At 44.3% G+C, this 16,223-nt stretch carries 14 protein-coding genes; 6 read left to right on the forward strand and 8 right to left on the reverse strand.

What is annotated here, in order from left to right:
* The first annotated feature begins 173 nt into the window (after positions 1–173).
* Positions 174–2,456: a pentapeptide repeat-containing protein gene (locus N39L_RS26775; protein ID WP_014276887.1), complete on the forward strand. Its 2,283-nt coding sequence runs from the start codon at positions 174–176 to the stop codon at positions 2,454–2,456.
* Here N39L_RS26775 and N39L_RS26780 read toward each other — a convergent pair.
* From N39L_RS26780 to pgeF, 3 genes are all read right to left on the reverse strand, one after another.
* Positions 2,453–3,001 carry a hypothetical protein gene (locus N39L_RS26780; RefSeq protein ID WP_006617407.1) on the reverse strand — a complete coding sequence of 183 codons (549 nt, stop codon included), beginning with the start codon at positions 2,999–3,001 and terminating at the stop codon, positions 2,453–2,455. The two genes, N39L_RS26775 and N39L_RS26780, sit on opposite strands and share 4 nt — an antisense overlap.
* A 68-nt stretch (positions 3,002–3,069) precedes the next feature.
* Positions 3,070–3,678 carry a CPP1-like family protein gene (locus N39L_RS26785; protein ID WP_006617406.1) on the reverse strand — a complete coding sequence of 203 codons (609 nt, stop codon included), beginning with the start codon at positions 3,676–3,678 and terminating at the stop codon, positions 3,070–3,072.
* A 285-nt stretch (positions 3,679–3,963) separates the two neighbouring features.
* Positions 3,964–4,761: a peptidoglycan editing factor PgeF gene (pgeF, locus tag N39L_RS26790; protein WP_006617405.1), complete on the reverse strand. Its 798-nt coding sequence runs from the start codon at positions 4,759–4,761 to the stop codon at positions 3,964–3,966.
* An 82-nt stretch (positions 4,762–4,843) separates the two neighbouring features.
* Here pgeF and N39L_RS26795 point away from each other — a divergent pair, with 82 nt between their 5' ends.
* The 5 genes from N39L_RS26795 to N39L_RS26815 all read left to right on the forward strand — a co-directional run bounded on the left by N39L_RS26795 (position 4,844) and on the right by N39L_RS26815 (position 9,721).
* Positions 4,844–5,551, forward strand: a complete 708-nt coding sequence (locus N39L_RS26795; RefSeq protein ID WP_014276888.1) for a biotin--[acetyl-CoA-carboxylase] ligase — start codon at positions 4,844–4,846, stop codon at positions 5,549–5,551.
* A gap of 222 nt (positions 5,552–5,773) precedes the next feature.
* The gene (locus N39L_RS26800) at positions 5,774–7,435 is read left to right on the forward strand and encodes a M23 family metallopeptidase (RefSeq protein ID WP_014276889.1); all 1,662 of its coding nucleotides are present in this window, start codon (positions 5,774–5,776) and stop codon (positions 7,433–7,435) included.
* Between the two features lie 187 nt (positions 7,436–7,622).
* Positions 7,623–8,360: a Uma2 family endonuclease gene (locus N39L_RS26805; RefSeq protein ID WP_014276890.1), complete on the forward strand. Its 738-nt coding sequence runs from the start codon at positions 7,623–7,625 to the stop codon at positions 8,358–8,360.
* Positions 8,361–8,470: 110 nt separating this feature from the next.
* The gene (locus N39L_RS26810; RefSeq protein ID WP_014276891.1) at positions 8,471–9,187 is read left to right on the forward strand and encodes a Uma2 family endonuclease; all 717 of its coding nucleotides are present in this window, start codon (positions 8,471–8,473) and stop codon (positions 9,185–9,187) included.
* A 51-nt stretch (positions 9,188–9,238) separates the two neighbouring features.
* Positions 9,239–9,721 carry a low molecular weight protein-tyrosine-phosphatase gene (locus N39L_RS26815; RefSeq protein ID WP_014276892.1) on the forward strand — a complete coding sequence of 161 codons (483 nt, stop codon included), beginning with the start codon at positions 9,239–9,241 and terminating at the stop codon, positions 9,719–9,721.
* On the opposite strand, the gene N39L_RS26820 is transcribed toward N39L_RS26815, so the two are convergent.
* The 5 genes from N39L_RS26820 to N39L_RS26840 form a co-directional block, all read right to left on the reverse strand.
* Positions 9,714–10,382 carry a response regulator transcription factor gene (locus N39L_RS26820; protein ID WP_014276893.1) on the reverse strand — a complete coding sequence of 223 codons (669 nt, stop codon included), beginning with the start codon at positions 10,380–10,382 and terminating at the stop codon, positions 9,714–9,716. The genes N39L_RS26815 and N39L_RS26820 overlap by 8 nt on opposite strands.
* Positions 10,383–10,628: 246 nt before the next feature.
* Positions 10,629–12,365 (reverse strand): hypothetical protein, encoded by a 1,737-nt coding sequence (locus N39L_RS26825; protein ID WP_014276894.1) that lies wholly within the window; start codon positions 12,363–12,365, stop codon positions 10,629–10,631.
* 62 nt (positions 12,366–12,427) lie between these two features.
* A complete protein-coding gene (locus N39L_RS26830) occupies positions 12,428–13,198 on the reverse strand; it encodes a pentapeptide repeat-containing protein (RefSeq protein WP_014276895.1) in 771 nt (256 codons plus the stop codon).
* 510 nt (positions 13,199–13,708) lie between these two features.
* Positions 13,709–14,557: an amino acid ABC transporter substrate-binding protein gene (locus N39L_RS26835; protein ID WP_014276896.1), complete on the reverse strand. Its 849-nt coding sequence runs from the start codon at positions 14,555–14,557 to the stop codon at positions 13,709–13,711.
* A gap of 100 nt (positions 14,558–14,657) precedes the next feature.
* Positions 14,658–16,223, reverse strand: coding sequence for a helicase C-terminal domain-containing protein (locus tag N39L_RS26840; RefSeq protein WP_014276897.1), 1,566 nt, complete (start codon positions 16,221–16,223; stop codon positions 14,658–14,660).

Below are 16,223 nucleotides of genomic sequence, written 5' to 3' on the forward strand. Positions count from 1 at the left end.
GGCGACTGCACAATAGGGATTATGTAATTTAGGAATTATTGACATTAATTTGGGGTTTTGATATGATTGGTGTTATCTCACCCCCTCGGCTGATTCGGTAAGTGCGATCGCTAAATTTCTAAGTAATTCAACAGACTTGCTCTAGTTTCTTGTCATTCCGAAAATACAATCTTATGAGCAACACTTATAATTCCGGTGCTGACCTGCTAGACTCCTCTGGCAATCTGGATTCTGATCAAGATGGTAGAGAATTACCAGATATCATCTTTGATTTTTTGATTAAGATTGTTAAAGACTATGACTCAGAGACAGTATTAGAAGAATTTATCGGATTATTTTGGCATCTCAACTGTAGCGATGAACAGGCTAATCATGCTTTGAGAAATCAACTGCAGCAGCTACCATCAACAGCTACCATTAATCCCCTATTAAAAAGAAGTTGTTATATCTTAGCCAACAACTGGTATATTAGTCGCAATTATCAAGCAGTTCAATTGCTACTGGAAAAGCTAGAAAATACCGAGAGCGATGAATATGACATTCTCGATCCTGAATTAGGAAAACTCAGAAATCAGGTTAAATATTTTCTGCAAAGTTCTGATATTCAAGAGATTCGTAATTGTGTATTACAGCATTCTCAGGGCTGGAGTAGTCGCTATAAGAGTTATTTATTAGTTAACCAATATATTGACCCCAATAACTCTCAGGAACAGCAGGAGGTAGCCCGCAATATATCCAAAAAACTGCGAGAACAGTATAAATTTGAGTTGGCGATGTATCTGGCTCGCTCATCACCAAAAACTCAACTCCGAAATGAAACCCAAATCAAAAATCCTACTCAGTTAGGAGAGCAAGTTTTAGATATACTTAAAAAAACTATTTCCACCCAGCGGGTTTACAGCTATACCCATCAAGCTGAATTGTTTTTGAAACAAACTCATAAGGTTACTTATAGAGATTTTAAAACCGCCTTACCTGAATACTTAATGATTCATAGCGGGGAAAAATCTACTACCCGGATTTTGCGGGATAAAATTTCCGCCCAACTCAAAGATTTGTATAATTTCCATGATTATAAAATTATCAATGACGATTTAAAAATTCGTACCTGTAATAGTATCATCGACTTTTTGACGATAGAGGATGGAGAGAACCCCTCTTTTATTTTTACATTTATGATTAATCAGGGTAGTGTATTTACCTTGGCTATTTTGATGCTCAAAGTGATTTTATTAGACCATTCATCTAAAGTAAACCTAGAGTTAAAAGTGGCTCAACTGATTCAATTTTATCAAAAATATGAAGAAGAACGCTGTCGTCAGTTTATCTTGTTTTTGGAAATTTTTAATCTGGTATTAACAATTTTTACGGAAAACGTCCAATATCATCTGGTCAAGATGGATCAGGATGATGTATCAGGACCTCTGACGGATAACTTGGATGCTTACCGGGTTTTCTCTCAAAGTAAAGGACTTGATCTGCGTCAGGCTAATCTAAATAATCTTAACTTAAATAGTTTGGATCTGAAGGGAGCAGACTTTAGAGGTTTGAATATGAGCCAGATGGATTTGAGCGGGCTTGATCTGCGGTTGGCAAATTTAGAAGGTGCTAATCTCCAAGAGGCTAATCTTAATGGAACTCAGTTATTTATTGTTAATTTAAAACAGAGTAATTTGCGAGAAGCGAGTCTGCTCAATGCTAATTTAGCACGGGCTGATTTACAGCAGGCTAATTTAAATCGTGCTGATTTAACGGGGGCTAATCTGCATAGGGCTAATTTAACTAGAGTAGATTTGAGTGAGGCTAAGTTATGCTCAACTAATTTAGAAAATGCTGATTTACCAGGGGCTAATTTAGGGTTTGCTAACTTACAAGGTGCTTGTTTAAGTCAAGCTAATTTACAGCAGGTGAATTTACGGGGCGCTCAACTGCGATCGGCTCATTTGCGAGGTGTGGATTTAAGGGGGGCTTACTTGGGAGAGGCGGATCTGACTGAAGCTGATTTAACGGGGGCGAATTTGGAGGGGGCGAATTTGGAGGGGGCGAAACTAGACGGGGTTAATTTGAACGGAGCGATGCTTGAGCAAGCTAATCTTTCCTATGTTAAACTTAATCAGGCTAGTTTAGAGCGATCGCATTTAGTTGGTGCTAAGTTAATTTATGCTCAACTGCGCTATAGCTTTTTAAGCCACGCTAATCTAATGGGTGCTAATCTCAGCTATGCTGATTTAACCCGTGCTAATTTAGCTGGTAGCAATCTTAGTCACACCAATCTATTTAGGGCGGCTATTCGTCACACTGAACTCGCACAAGCAGACCTATCCAATGCTAATTTATTGGGTGCTAATTTATTTGGTAGTAATCTGACTGAAGCCCATATCACAGGTGCAAAATTTGGGAAGAATTGCGGACTGTCTGAGGAAACCAGAAACTGGATAGGTTCACGGTTGGATTAGTCAGTAAATACTCTAAAATCCTGAATACGCCACCCTCTAGATTCTAGGTGAATTTGGCAGTTTAGGGGACAGACCTGGAAATCACAGATGTAATATCCGACTAAATTACCTAAATCGTTACACACCCGCAAATTATATCCATAGCTGCGGGTAAATTCGGCAAAATGATGGATAAATATAAACTGATCGAGATAGCGTTTCTGGTTCCACTGGAAACGGTTAACCACTAAAGTGATAGACTTGTCAAGATATACATTTGGTAGAATCGGGGTAGAATCCTCTCCTATAAACCACTGATTGAGTGTTTCGCCGCCGTAGCGTTTTTCAGCTAACCAAAGACTGGGAACACTCAGTTCTGTTTGAGATAGGGGTGGTGGTGGTAAGGTAGTCCGTTGAGGAAAGCAGGGTTTGGCGGTTTTATTAAATTCTACATTATTGGGTAAAGTTTGCGATCGCCCTATTTCACCCCATCCGGTAATAGTAAATAAACAGAAGCACAAAAAATATACCCTGGTTATCCAGGGATATTGCTGATGTAAAGCCATGATCATCTAATGTCCAGTAAAACCTGAAAAATCAGGCTATATCTAGGCTTGCCTTGCTTACTGTACCCTTACCGGAGAAAGCTACTAACCAACCACAAAACTATCAGGGTGACTAAGGTAATGAACCGTTCAACTGATAGGGTAGCTCCCGCCATGGGACTCAGTAAACTTCCCAAGATTAATCCTAGAATTAACCCCCCCACGGTCAACAAAACCGAACGACCAAATTTGTTCTCTTTGCGATTGAGAAAATACAGGGAGGTAGCCACCCCCAAGGCGAGGGGAAGTTGTAGCAGGGAGATCTCAATAGCTGGATACAGGCTGACAACTCCCAAACCCAGGTAAATCAATGACGGCCACATCAACTCCGAACGACTCGGCGCATCGAGCATTCCAGTTAACCAGGAGACTTTAGGACTGGTCTGGGGTTGAATTTCCTTAGCTGGTGGCCCCGCGATGCGTTCAGGAAAGCGAATCCGCTCAGGGACTTTGATTTTACCCTCTTGGCGCATTCTGAGGCGATCCATCAGGATGGCATCATAAGCGGCTTCAATAGATTCTATCACTTGGCGCTCACCGGTGTGCTGTTCTCTCAGGCGATCGCGGGCATCCTGAATTTCATCAAAGGATGCGTCAATCGTAACCCCAAGCTGTTCATAAGGACTTTGCTGGCTCATCGCATTTAATTTAACTGGAGTCTAATCAATTGACATTGGACCCGCCGTCAAACGGACGGGGATTCCCAAACCTGACGATTTAGGTTTACTGTTTCATCGCATCCACCTCCACTATCAAGGAGTTTTTGGTCTTCTGGTCTGGACCCAGACTATCCCCGCCAGCCTTGCGGTTGTGATGAGTCGATAAAAACTCCTAGAGATGAGATGATCAGATGATGGGTTGATTCTAACACAATCTTCTATTTAATTGTGTGGCTGGGGTGGTTTGGTTTATGGGCAACAAGATTAGGAAAAACTAACTATTCCAGACCATTGAACCAATTTCAGCCGATCGCGCCTATAGGAAAATAATAGCTCAGGCTGGCTATAGGTACACTCAGAGCAGATAGCTATTTGCTGAGGGTCTAAACCTACGGCTTCGAGTTGCAAAGCGTTAAAACGGCGAATATCGACCCGTAGGCGATCGGGTTCCGGGTCAGACAATAGGGGTGGGTCTGGTAGGTGGAATAAGGGTTCTAAAATTTGGGAGATACTGCTGGCTATATCCATTATTTGTAAGGTGGCAGCTAGTTTAACTGCTACATCCTCTGAGACTTGATAGCATCCCCCGGAAATAGCTGGACCCATTGCGACTCGTAAATTAGCCATCTGGCTGCCTTGCTGTTTAAATTGGGCGATCGCTTCTGGTAGAATTTTCAAAGATGTACCGCGCCACCCAGCATGAATGGCAGCTACTCGCCCGGTTACCACGTCACCGATAAGCACAGGAACACAGTCAGCACTGGCTACCCATACTGATTGACAGCCTTTATTGGTTAGTAAGCCATCAGCTTCCGACAAGGATATTTCCTCGCTATTGGTTTCAGTTTTGGGAATGGGGGAAACCTGAGTAGTTTTCAAAACTTGGTTGCCATGAACCTGTTTGAGGCGGTATACCTGGGCGGCGGGTTCGAGAACCTGCACTAAATCAACGGGAGAACGGGGGCTAAACCGTCTGGAAAAAAAACCATGTTGCCAGTTTTCTAGGATACTACAGGTTAAATAGGGCAGTTGTTGCCACTGATGCCAAGTCCAAATGTGCATTGTGTCAGTGAAAAGAGATTTCAGGGAACAGCTTAACCGGGAAAGCGCGATAATTATTAAACTTAGCGGGATATTGGATTAAATGGATTGCGATCGCATACTGGGTGCTTTACAGGCTTTACAAGAAAATGTCGTAGCTGTTTTATCTAACCCGGTCTCCTACGTTGATGCTTCTCCGTCTATCTTGATATTTGATAGGCTCGGTTCTACAAATGAAACCCTGTGGGAGTTGATCACCACTGGTCTAGCTACCCCTAGAACTACAGTGATCGCTCTCCAACAAACAGCAGGACGAGGACAATGGGGGCGTGAGTGGCAGTCAGAATTGGGGGGATTATACCTGTCTTATGCCCTCACTCTCCATGAGAGTATCACAGATACTGCTACCCCAGAGCATAACTATATGGCCTGGTTAACTCAATGTAGCGCTTGGGGTATTGCTACAGTTTTACGCGATCGCGGTGTTCCCGTAAAGCTGAAATGGCCAAATGATTTGCTGCTGAACAAACGCAAATTGGGTGGTATCCTAACAGAAACTAAAGTCCACAACGGAGAGATCAGCCAAGCCGTGATTGGAGTCGGCCTGAATTGGAGTAACTCTGTACCCCCCACTGGTATTAATCTGCAAGAATTTTTAAATGCACATCCCACCACTGCTGGGGTAAACTCTATAGAAATGTTGGCAGCTATTGTGATCTGGGGTATCGAGTTAGGACTAATGCACTATGCACAGAAGGGAGGTGAGAGTCTGATGTCATCCTATATGGAACTGCTAAAGGTGCATCAGTAGTTGTGATCACGGAAATTCTTGGAGTGTGATGTGACGGCTTATGGCTAACTCTGGGTTGAACTGCAACCCGTTCGCGGAGTCTCTTCCAGTAACTACGCAGTAGTATCGCCCTGGAACATTATCCCCAGAAATTGGTCTCTCGCCCGGTACAATGAAACTCGGTTACACCCTAAAGAACTCAATTCTAAAATTGCCCAATTTATCATCTGGTTGTGTGAGGAAATGACAGAATCCAGTTACTCTAAATCTAATTTAAAATCTACCCAGCCTATTCCCCATAATAGTAGATTGTCCTGGCGCTCCCTGGCTTTGGGATTAAGCTGTTTGAGTGGGGTAGGATTGTTGGTAAATCGTGCGATCGCCTATGAAGAATTTTCTATCCCCTTTGATAACGAACCCCTAGAATCCTACAACACCTACACCCCTGAACCAGAACCCTATTACGCGCCGCCAGTTCAGGAATCTTATATAGCGCCAGAACCCTATTATGAGCCAGAACCCTATTACGCGCCACCAGTTCAGGAATCTTATATAGCGCCAGAACCCTATTATGAGCCAGAACCCTATTACGCGCCACCAGTTCAGGAATCTTATATAGCGCCAGAACCCTATTACGAACCAGAACCCTATTATGAGCCACCCATAGAAAGATCAGGTGGTTACATCGCCCCACCAGAACAGCCCATTTATCTGCCAGAAAAGCATCAAACAGCATCGCCACCGTCAACTCAGCATATTTCTCCTCCGTCTGCATCCACAGCTCAGGGAACACCATTTAATAACCCCGATCATAACTTTATCGACCCTACAGATTACAGTATTGGGGCTACAGGCGGTGGTTATGAAGCGCCTTCAACCGTCATCTTTTCCGAGCGCCAGACAGGTTGTGAAACAGCCGTTGGAGTCGGTCAAGCTGTTGATAGATTGTGTGTTCCCCCACCCGCACCTATTGCTGAAATTCCTAGTCAGTCTACTTATGCTACAGGATATCCCACCGGGGGACGCAAAACAGTTACTCAGCACCGTCAGCCTTCCTATTCTTATGGTCAACAAGCAACAGGAAGAACTCAGTCAGCCAACAGCAGAGGCTGGGGAACTACAAACGTCGCCGCCAGTTATGGTGGCTCTCCAGACTATTCCTATCAGGTCCCTGTCGCCGGATTAAGTCCCGTGCAAGTGGGACCCATCAGCATGAGTGCCATGAGTAATTCAGGTATGAGTTACTATAACCGCACCATGCGACCCCCCAGAGTTCCCGGAAATTCAGATACTCACCTGCTTTTCCCCCTCAGTATTCCCGCCCCAATTACCTCATTATTTGGTTGGCGACAACACCCAATTTTGGGAACTGGCCGCTTCCATACAGGTATTGATTTCGGAGCAGATACGGGAACTCCTGTCGTGGCATCTTATTCGGGAGAAGTAACCCTGGCTGACTGGTTAGGGGGATATGGTTTAACTGTGGTTCTTAACCACCCGAAAAAATCCCAAGAAACCCTTTATGCTCACCTCTCAGAATTGTTTGTTAAACCCGGAGAATTTGTCGAACAAGGGGAGGTAATTGGACGGGTAGGAAGTACAGGAATGTCTACAGGACCTCACCTGCATTTTGAGTTACGGAAGCTGACTAATGAAGGCTGGGTAGCTCTCGATCCACAATTACAGATAGAATTTGCCCTCGCCCAACTGATCAATACTCTACGGGTGGCTGAGGTACCAGCAGAGGAGTTTATTGCTGCCCTACCTAACCAAACTAAGAACTGGGAAACTGGTTTGCCTCAACTGCCTCCCCTGCCTCCCGGTATGGATATCATTGTTCCTAATTTGGAACCACCTACCATTAACTTTGGCTTTCAAGAAAATATCGAGAAAGCACAACAATAAGCCATAAGTTTTGCGCCACAAAAAAAACTGATAATAAACCCGCATTCGATAGTACGGCGGGTTTATTAATTGCTAATTCACTGGCAAAAATATCTGTCGCTCCCCTGAAGTGCAGAAGAGAAGCCAAGGAGCGATCGCCTTATCAGATATGCTATAGTTAACTCAGAACTATGGGTTCTCTATTTATATGACTGTTACTAAATCCTTAACTACTCTACCCGATCATACCCAACTTCCCTGTGAAGACGGAACCTTTGTGAAAAACTTTCAAGAACACCCCCAAAGTATCCTATTAACTGATTCTATTCGTCCGGTTCTTAATCAAATACATCCAGACGGACAATATTGCATTGGTCAAGATAGTGGGATTTACTGGCGCATGACTGACCCACCCCAGAAAGGAGCGGAAGCACCGGACTGGTTTTATGTGGCGAATGTTCCCCCTACCCTCAATGGTAAGCTGCGACGGTCTTATGTGTTGTGGCAAGAATTAATCCGTCCCCAAATCATCATCGAATTTGTATCTGGGGATGGTTCAGAAGAACGAGATAAAACCGCTTGGAAAGGCAAGTTTTGGATTTATGAAACGGTAATAAGAACGCCGTATTATGCCATCTATGAAGTAGAAAAATCTCAGGTAGAAGTGTATCGTTTAGAGGGTAGTTTCTATGAGTTGCTAACCCCAAATAACCGCAATCATTACCCAATTCCCGAAATGGGTGTAGAGTTAGGTATATGGTCGGGAATATATCAGAACGTGGAATTACCTTGGTTGCGTTGGTGGGATAGTGAGGGTAATTTACTATTATCTGGTGAGGAAAGAGCGGAACGGGAACGACAACGAGCGGAACAGGAACGACAACGAGCCGATCGCCTCGCAGCTCGTTTGCAGGAATTGGGAATTGATCCTAATGAAATCATCTGAAATTATCCAATTTGGGCTTTAGTGTCATAGAAGTGGAGAAGAGAAGGAGAGGAGCGATCGCCTTATCAGATATGCTATAGTTAACTCAGAACTATGGGTTCTCTATTTATATGACTATCACTAAATCCTTAACGACTCTACCGGATCATACCCAACTTCCCTGTGAAGACGGAACCTTTGTGAAAAACTTTCAAGAACACCCCCAAAGTATCCTATTAACTGATTCTATTCGTCCGGTTCTTAATCAAATACATCCAGACGGACAATATTGCATTGGTCAAGATAGTGGGATTTACTGGCGCATGACCGACCCACCCCAGAAAGGAGCGGAAGCACCGGACTGGTTTTATGTGGCGAATGTTCCTCCTACCCTCAATGGTAAGCTGCGACGGTCTTATGTGTTGTGGCAAGAATTAATCCCTCCGAAAATTATCATCGAATTTGTATCTGGGGATGGTTCAGAAGAACGAGATAAAACCGATTGGAAAGGCAAGTTTTGGATTTATGAAACGGTAATTAGAGCGCCATATTATGCTATCTATGAAGTCGAAAAATCTCAGGTAGAAGTGTATCGTTTAGAGGGTAGTTTCTATGAGTTGCTAACCCCAAATAACCGCAATCATTACCCAATTCCCGAAATGGGAGTAGAGTTAGGTATCTGGTCGGGAATATATCAGAACGTGGAATTACCTTGGTTGCGTTGGTGGGATAGTGAGGGTAATTTACTGTTATCTGGTGAGGAAAGAGCGGAACGGGAACGACAACGAGCCGATCGCCTCGCAGCTCGTTTGCAGGAATTGGGAATTGATCCTAATGAAATTATGTGAAATTATATAATTGTGGCATTAGTGCCATAGTCAAAAATCGTCTTTCCAACTATGTCCTATAGATTGTTATTTGTTTGTCTGGGAAATATTTGTCGTTCGCCTTCAGCTGAGAATATTATGAATCATCTGATCGAAGAGGCTAATTTGGGCGATCGTATTGTCTGTGATTCGGCGGGGACATCGAGCTATCATATTGGTTCGGTCCCTGATTCTCGTATGACTATGGCGGCGAAAAAACGGGGCATTGTCCTCAAGGGTTCTGCTCGTCAGTTCACCGCCTCCGATTTTGAGAATTTCGATCTAATTTTGGCGATGGATCGGGACAATTATCAGCAAATTCTGTATCTTGATCGAGGGAAAAAATATGGTGATAAGGTTAAGCTAATGTGCGATTTCTGTCGGCATCATAACCTCAAAGAAGTTCCCGATCCTTACTATGGCGGCCCGGAAGGTTTTAATCAGGTGATTGATTTGCTACTAGATGGCTGTGAAGGCTTACTAGAATTTGTGGTTAATCAACCATCGGTTAGTTAATTAGGTCATTTTCTAAGGCAAACCTTACCAGTTCAGCGCGGTTACTGCTGTCAGTTTTGCGGAGTAAACTGCTAACATACTTTTCGACAGTGCGAGAACTCAGATGCAGAGAATCTCCGATTTTGATATTGGATAATCCTTCTGTAAGTAAGTTCAAAACCTGTTGTTCTCGTTCGGTGAGATGAATGTTAGTGGTTGAGAAACTGTGAAAATGATGGCGTTTATGACTGGAACTGGTATGGTTTGATAGGGGTTCATTAATCCGAGACCTCCATTCGGCTTCAATTAGTTGCGATCGCTCTAAAAGCGATCGAATCACCACACCTAGCTCCTCCAATTCAAAAGGCTTAGGGAGATAATTATCACATCCGAGTTGATAGCCCCGTATCCGCTCTTCCGTACTGGTATGAGCGGTTAAAAAAATCACTGGCAACAAGCGGAAAATAGGCTGGGAACGAACTCGCTTGACTAGCTCAAAACCATCCATTTCTGGCATGGCAATATCTGTTACTATCAGGTGCGGTTGATGCTTTTCTACCAATTCGAGTGCTTCCTGACCATTGGTGGCAGAAATGACCATATATCCTGACATTTCCAGATAATCGCTAATCGAAAGGCGAGTTCCCAAATCATCATCAACGACTAGAAGTGTCAAAGGCATAGGAACTGGAGATAAAAGACTAGAGATTTAGATTCTCTATGGGTTTTAGAGATAGGCTGACTCACAAAAAACACCTCACCAACTAGGAAGTTAATACCAAATGCTGTAGCTATCCTCAAATCGCCACTACTTAAATGATTATTTGGGATTGTTTATTTTAACATTATATGTAGTTGACAAGTGGATAGCTTAAGGGATAAGTATTTATCCCTGTACTGAGCAGTGGCATGGCAGGGGGCTGTATGATTAGGCATACATCTGAGTTTCCAAGGCTTTAATGGTTTGCTGACGAGTTTTCTGATATGTAAATAATTGTCTGACGTTGAATTGAGAAGATAACACTCTTTCCGGCAGCCACTCCCCCGGCTGAGTTATGGCTTGTAAGCCTTGGAGTTCTGTGATCATGTCTCTATAGGCAGGTAAGCCAGATAATTTACTAGATCGAGGGTTGGGTGTGTCTCCAAAGGAACCCACGGCTTGCCAATTTTTACCTGTGGCTGTGGTGGTGCGATCGCTATCATGGCCTATACCTAAAGCCATTTTTTCGGTAGCGGGAAGTAAGGCTACTTGGGCGATCGCTACTTGGGCGGCTGTTTCAATTAATCCTGTTATCCCCTCTAGCATTGGTCTTCCGGACAACAGACCTAAACCACCACGGGAGACACTGTTATAGGCTGACTCGGCTAGAGTTCCAGGTAAAACTTCAATGGGGGGTAAATTGACCGAGGGTTGAGGTTGTGTCTCGTTTATATAGGCTTTCGCAGTAGCGATCGCTTTCCAGGACTGTTCCCAATCCTGTGATAGTAATTCACTGTTCAACAGAAAGCTACCTTCTCGCCATAGGTAAAAAATCACCTGACACACTGGGGGAATTTCGGCTTGTGCTATCCAAGCCTCAAAGCGTTTAAATTGGGGCTGATTCCGAATATTTTTCCCCTGACGAAACTTGGTAAATATAGATAAAAAATCTGGTCGTTCTTCCTGTGCAATCGTCTGGCTGGTATTAATACTATTAACAATTATGGCATCTACAGTCATTGCCCAAGCCATCGCACTACATCTCAGATAATATTGTTTGAGCATCTTAGGGAGGGAGGAATGTAAAATTATGGCATCCAGACGAGTGAGGCTGTCTAAATCAGTAATCATCTCCCCCGCACGCAAATATTGATAAGTGCTGCGGATAGATCGTTGTTCTGTTAGTTCTAATTCCCCGGCATTTAAGGCTAATTCCATACATCTTTCAATAGCCATTAATCGCGAGTTATAACTGGCAATAAGATACCGTTGCATTAACTCTGAATAGGGGGAAGATATAAACAGATAATCAAGCAAATTCAGGGCTGGCGGGTCTTTGATAACCGAGCCTGATTGCAGATGATTATAGGCTTGAAAACATCTAATTTTACTGCGGTCATGAATAGGAGATTGGACAATGAGGTTATTAATTTTACGGTCAATATTATCAGATAGCTGGTTCCAGAAAGTATGCAAAATCAAAAAGGCATCCTCCCCCTGCAATCCACATCCTTTCAGACGCAGATTAGCTCCCTCTGAGCTATGGGCTGGGATTTTAACTTCATATCTTTTACCTGTTTTTACCATCACCATTTGAGTCCCCCCATTGGTAGCAATTTGAGCAGGTACAAAAATATGATAAAGCTCATCTGTACTCCAGTCATATTCGGGATTAGTGGGGATTTCGTCCTCGGCTTCTGGATAAATATTTTCCACCCATCCTTGAGCGTGTTTAACCACAGAAGCGCCGGATTTGGTGGCTTGATGCAGTGCCACTTTCCCCACTTCGGAAGCACGATGAGTAATCGAATCCCCCACCTCAGTCGCTGTTTTTCGAGCTGTTTCTGTAGCCTGATCGCTCATGGATTTACCCAACTCTGATGCTTGTCGACTCAAATTTTTAGGCAGACCGGATACTTTCTGGTTTACCGAATCCCAAAAAGATTGATTTTGGCGATCGCCCATAGTCTACAACTCCATCAAAACTCGCATTAAACCAACAGTAGTGCCTTATCAATTTTTTCTGCTTAGAACAGAAATCTTAACAGTAGGGGAGTCGCACTTTCCAGAAGTTCCATAACCCCGCCATTACGCGCTCTCAGTTCCTGGGGATTTTGACGAAATTCGATAATTTCCATCAACTGAGCAGCAATTTCCTGCCCTTCCTGGCTCCCCAATCTATTATATAGTTCTTGAGCCTGTTTAGCATCTGACATAGCTCTATTTAAATCACCCAAATCGGCCCAAGCCATACTGCGAGCAAAATAAGCCGCCGCCAGGTTAGGATTGAGACTCAGTGCGCGGTTGTAGTGGTCTATGGCATTTCTGTAGTTCCCTTCTAAGGCTTCTTTAACTCCCAGGCGATAGAAGTCCTCCGCATTACCAATATTAGTCGGGAGTCCCACCACTCCAATTAATTGAGCCTCAGTAATATTAGCATCAACGGCGATCGCATTAGCTAAATAAGCCCCCCGCAAATCTGACCCCGCCAGGTTCGCCCCGGTCAGGTTCGCCCCGGTCAGGTTCGCCCCAAATAAACTCGCCCCAGTCAGGTTCGCCCCGGTCAGGTTCGCCCCGGTCAGGTTCGCACGACTGAGGTTCGCCCCGGTCAGGTTCGCCCCGGTCAGGTTCGCCCCGCTGAGATCTGCTAACACCAAACCCGCATTAGTCAGGTTGCAGTTTTCACATTCTTTAGTAGACAGGAGTTGTCGGATATCCTGTAAATTACTGGCTCGCACCGGAGTCATTGGTAGGATAGCAAGCGACAGGGTAATCATCGTCAGAATTGGGAATTTCATGGCAGATCTCCGGTAGCGCGAGTAAGCGTTCATGAACCTTTATTCTATACCATTTTCGCTAGGACTTGGGTGGTATATCGGGTCATTGTGATATCAATCAGGTTTGATCTTGATCATAATCACAATTGCTGACGCGATCTATCACTTTCATAATGCCCAAAAGGTAAGATAATAGCAACATAGCGTTATCTGAGTTCCCATGCTGGCGCAATTCTCACCCTCATCTAACAATCTCGATGCTCTAATTGAGCGCATCTTTGTTTCTCGCAAGATCACCCGCGAGGATCAAAAGCAACTTATGTACTTGCTTCTATCAAAGGAATGTCTAAGCGATGAAGAACACGACTGCATTAACGAAGTATTCGATCGCCTACGTCGGGGGTTACTCCACGTTGTTGAGTAAATTATAACTCATGCAGGCAGAATATACGATTGATTTCACCTCCCCAAAACACGAGAAACACCCTCAATATTTCCCGGTTTGTTGATCGGCATATTCTCGGTCAATACTTATTCAAATTTACGATAAGGGAACCTACCTTGGTTGGTATCAAACCATTGATTCCAAAGGGTAGTGTTTTCTGGGCTGGCAATAGTTGAATTAACTACTCGGCTCCACTCCCGGCTGTTCATTGGTAGGATACATCCGTAATTCTCGAAGGTCAGGGGTTGGCTGGGAACCAGTTGAAAGTTCTGGCGGGTTCTCCCATCTTTCCACAATTGTCCAAGCAACAGAATACCATCACTAACAATGCCTTGTAATTCCCCCTCCTGTAAGCGGCGGATACCTTCAGCGCGGCTAGGGACGGCTTCCCATTGGGCTTCTGGGTAAACTGGGCGCAACTCGCTATCAGTGGTGGTAGATTCTAAAAATCCAATGGTAACCCGTTCCAAGCTAACGGTTGAAATGTCTGTTTCGGATAGTTGGGTGGGGTCAAGGCGATCGCGATTTTCAGTTTTGACTAACATCTGAATCCCCGTCACAAAAAAGGGAGTAGAAAAATCCACCCCATTTTCCCGTTCAGCGGTGATGCTAGTAGCCTCGCACACCAGGTCTAGGTTTCCCTTTTGGACTTGTTCAAAGCGATCTTGAAGGGTAACAGTAGTCATCTCCAACCGGATAGGCTGGTTTAGCTTCTCTTGGAGGCGACCATGAATCAACCTAATCAAATCGACAGAATATCCCTCGATATCGCCATTATCGTTTAAATAGCTAAAGGGAACCGCATCAGTCCGTACACCCGCCCGCAGGACTCCGGTTCGTCCAATTTGTTCTAAAACCGTTTCCGCCCCAGCTACACCAGTAAAGCCAACACTCAGGACTAAGCTAAGTAGGGAAATTGCTAATTTTTGATTCATTGTCGCAATTTTTTTAAAAAAAGTTGGTTGAAAACTTTGCCCTAAAGGGCTAACGGAATTTAGCCCATAATAGCACTGTTGGCAAGGACAATCAAGCCAGTTAAATATTTAACCAAGTGGTGTCGAGATAATCGATTTGAACGTGGGGACTGAGGGCTGTTAGTACCTGTTTTCCATAGGTGCGACGAGTGACCCGACTATCTAATAGGGCTACGATACCTTGTTTGTGGCGAACGGGAGCGACAGCCCCCTGTAACTCTGTTAATGCGGCGGGGAGTAAATATAGCCGAAACCAGTCCTGGCGTTGCTGTTTGTAGTAGGCGACCCTCCCAGCTACTAGGGGATTTTCTAGGGAGGGTAACGGTAAAGTGGCGATCGCTAATAAATGGGGAGAAATGAACTGATGCTGATGGTTTCGCCAAAATTGCCAACCGGTCACTAAAACCCCTGTTTCGCTGATAGCTGTGGTTTCCACCTGAACTAGGGACCCAAACTCTGAAGCTAACACCGCCGCCACTTTTCCTTTGAGGGGAATATCCTCAACTAATAAAACTTTCAAACCACTAATATTGATACTCATACATAGCAAGGTCCGCAATTGCTCAATTAATGCCTTCTCAAACTGGGGTGTATTTGGCATCGGTATCCCAGAAGGTAGATAAAGTTGGATTAATTGGCTTTGGCGATCGGGTGTAAATTTAACACAGGTTAAATCCCCTAATCCCATGATCTGACGATAAATGGGAGCGTTTTTATCCAAGTCTAAAGCGCCGCCAATCAATACTACGGGTTGTTGTTCCCAAATGGGACTCAAAGCTGAAGCCACTTCTAGGGGACTGCAATATAATTTGAATGAACCCTGGGCGCGGTCAACTTCTACCCACTTTAGTTGATTGTCAGATAACCATTGATGGTAAAACTCATGCCACCGAGAGTCTAAGCGTTGACTAGAGGTTTCGGCTGAGGTAGTAGTTGATTCTGTGGGTTGTGTAAGAGTCAAAAACAGATTTTGGAGAATATCCTGTTCTTCCTCATCGAGGAGATGACAACCATAAAGATTAGCTGGGTGGGCGAAAATTGAGCGAATTAGACGCACTTGGGTTAACTCGAGGGTGTCTCGCCATTCTGGTCGCTTCTGGGTTAATAGGGTCCAATCTGACCATTCTAGGGCGGCGGTGAGGCGATCGCGACTCCACTGTTCTAAATTATCGGCATCATCAATAATGGTGGGAATATGTGGGGGAAAGTGCTGGTTATCGCCTAATCTATCTGCTAACCATATTTGAGGGGTGGTCAGTAGCAAACCCTGAAAATCTCTACTTGGCCAGCGATCGCCCTTTTGAATCGGCATCAGGGGTAATTTCTGATCATCTGCATCTGTAATACCCTGAATTTTGGGAATTTCCACCGTCAAAAGTTGCTCAATTACCGCTTCGGAGGCAACGATCACACTAGCTTTTCCCCAAACTAAAACCGGAATTAGATAACTAAACCGATAGGGATGCTCCCGGATTTGTGGCCTCACCCCAGTTTGAATTAATGCACTACGTCCCAAACGCAACGCGCGCGCCACTAATCTTGTCATTGTCAAATAGTGGGGCCAGTCCATGTTACCAACGGACTGCACCAAACGACGAACCAGATTATGTGCTTCTACTTCAATCAC

Origin of the sequence: Limnospira platensis NIES-39 (assembly GCF_026000695.1) — a bacterium.
Taxonomy (GTDB): domain Bacteria; phylum Cyanobacteriota; class Cyanobacteriia; order Cyanobacteriales; family Microcoleaceae; genus Limnospira; species Limnospira platensis.

Excerpts from the sequence above, each read along its gene's own strand:
- N39L_RS26775 (WP_014276887.1), top strand. The coding sequence starts at position 174 with ATGAGCAACACTTATAATTCCGGTGCTGACCTGCTAGACTCCTCTGGC.
- N39L_RS26780 (WP_006617407.1), bottom strand. The coding sequence starts at position 3,001 with ATGGCTTTACATCAGCAATATCCCTGGATAACCAGGGTATATTTTTTG.
- N39L_RS26785 (WP_006617406.1), bottom strand. The coding sequence starts at position 3,678 with ATGAGCCAGCAAAGTCCTTATGAACAGCTTGGGGTTACGATTGACGCA.
- pgeF (WP_006617405.1), bottom strand. The coding sequence starts at position 4,761 with ATGCACATTTGGACTTGGCATCAGTGGCAACAACTGCCCTATTTAACC.
- N39L_RS26795 (WP_014276888.1), top strand. The coding sequence starts at position 4,844 with ATGGATTGCGATCGCATACTGGGTGCTTTACAGGCTTTACAAGAAAAT.
- N39L_RS26800 (WP_014276889.1), top strand. The coding sequence starts at position 5,774 with ATGACAGAATCCAGTTACTCTAAATCTAATTTAAAATCTACCCAGCCT.
- N39L_RS26805 (WP_014276890.1), top strand. The coding sequence starts at position 7,623 with ATGACTGTTACTAAATCCTTAACTACTCTACCCGATCATACCCAACTT.
- N39L_RS26810 (WP_014276891.1), top strand. The coding sequence starts at position 8,471 with ATGACTATCACTAAATCCTTAACGACTCTACCGGATCATACCCAACTT.
- N39L_RS26815 (WP_014276892.1), top strand. The coding sequence starts at position 9,239 with ATGTCCTATAGATTGTTATTTGTTTGTCTGGGAAATATTTGTCGTTCG.
- N39L_RS26820 (WP_014276893.1), bottom strand. The coding sequence starts at position 10,382 with ATGCCTTTGACACTTCTAGTCGTTGATGATGATTTGGGAACTCGCCTT.
- N39L_RS26825 (WP_014276894.1), bottom strand. The coding sequence starts at position 12,365 with ATGGGCGATCGCCAAAATCAATCTTTTTGGGATTCGGTAAACCAGAAA.
- N39L_RS26830 (WP_014276895.1), bottom strand. The coding sequence starts at position 13,198 with ATGAAATTCCCAATTCTGACGATGATTACCCTGTCGCTTGCTATCCTA.
- N39L_RS26835 (WP_014276896.1), bottom strand. The coding sequence starts at position 14,557 with ATGAATCAAAAATTAGCAATTTCCCTACTTAGCTTAGTCCTGAGTGTT.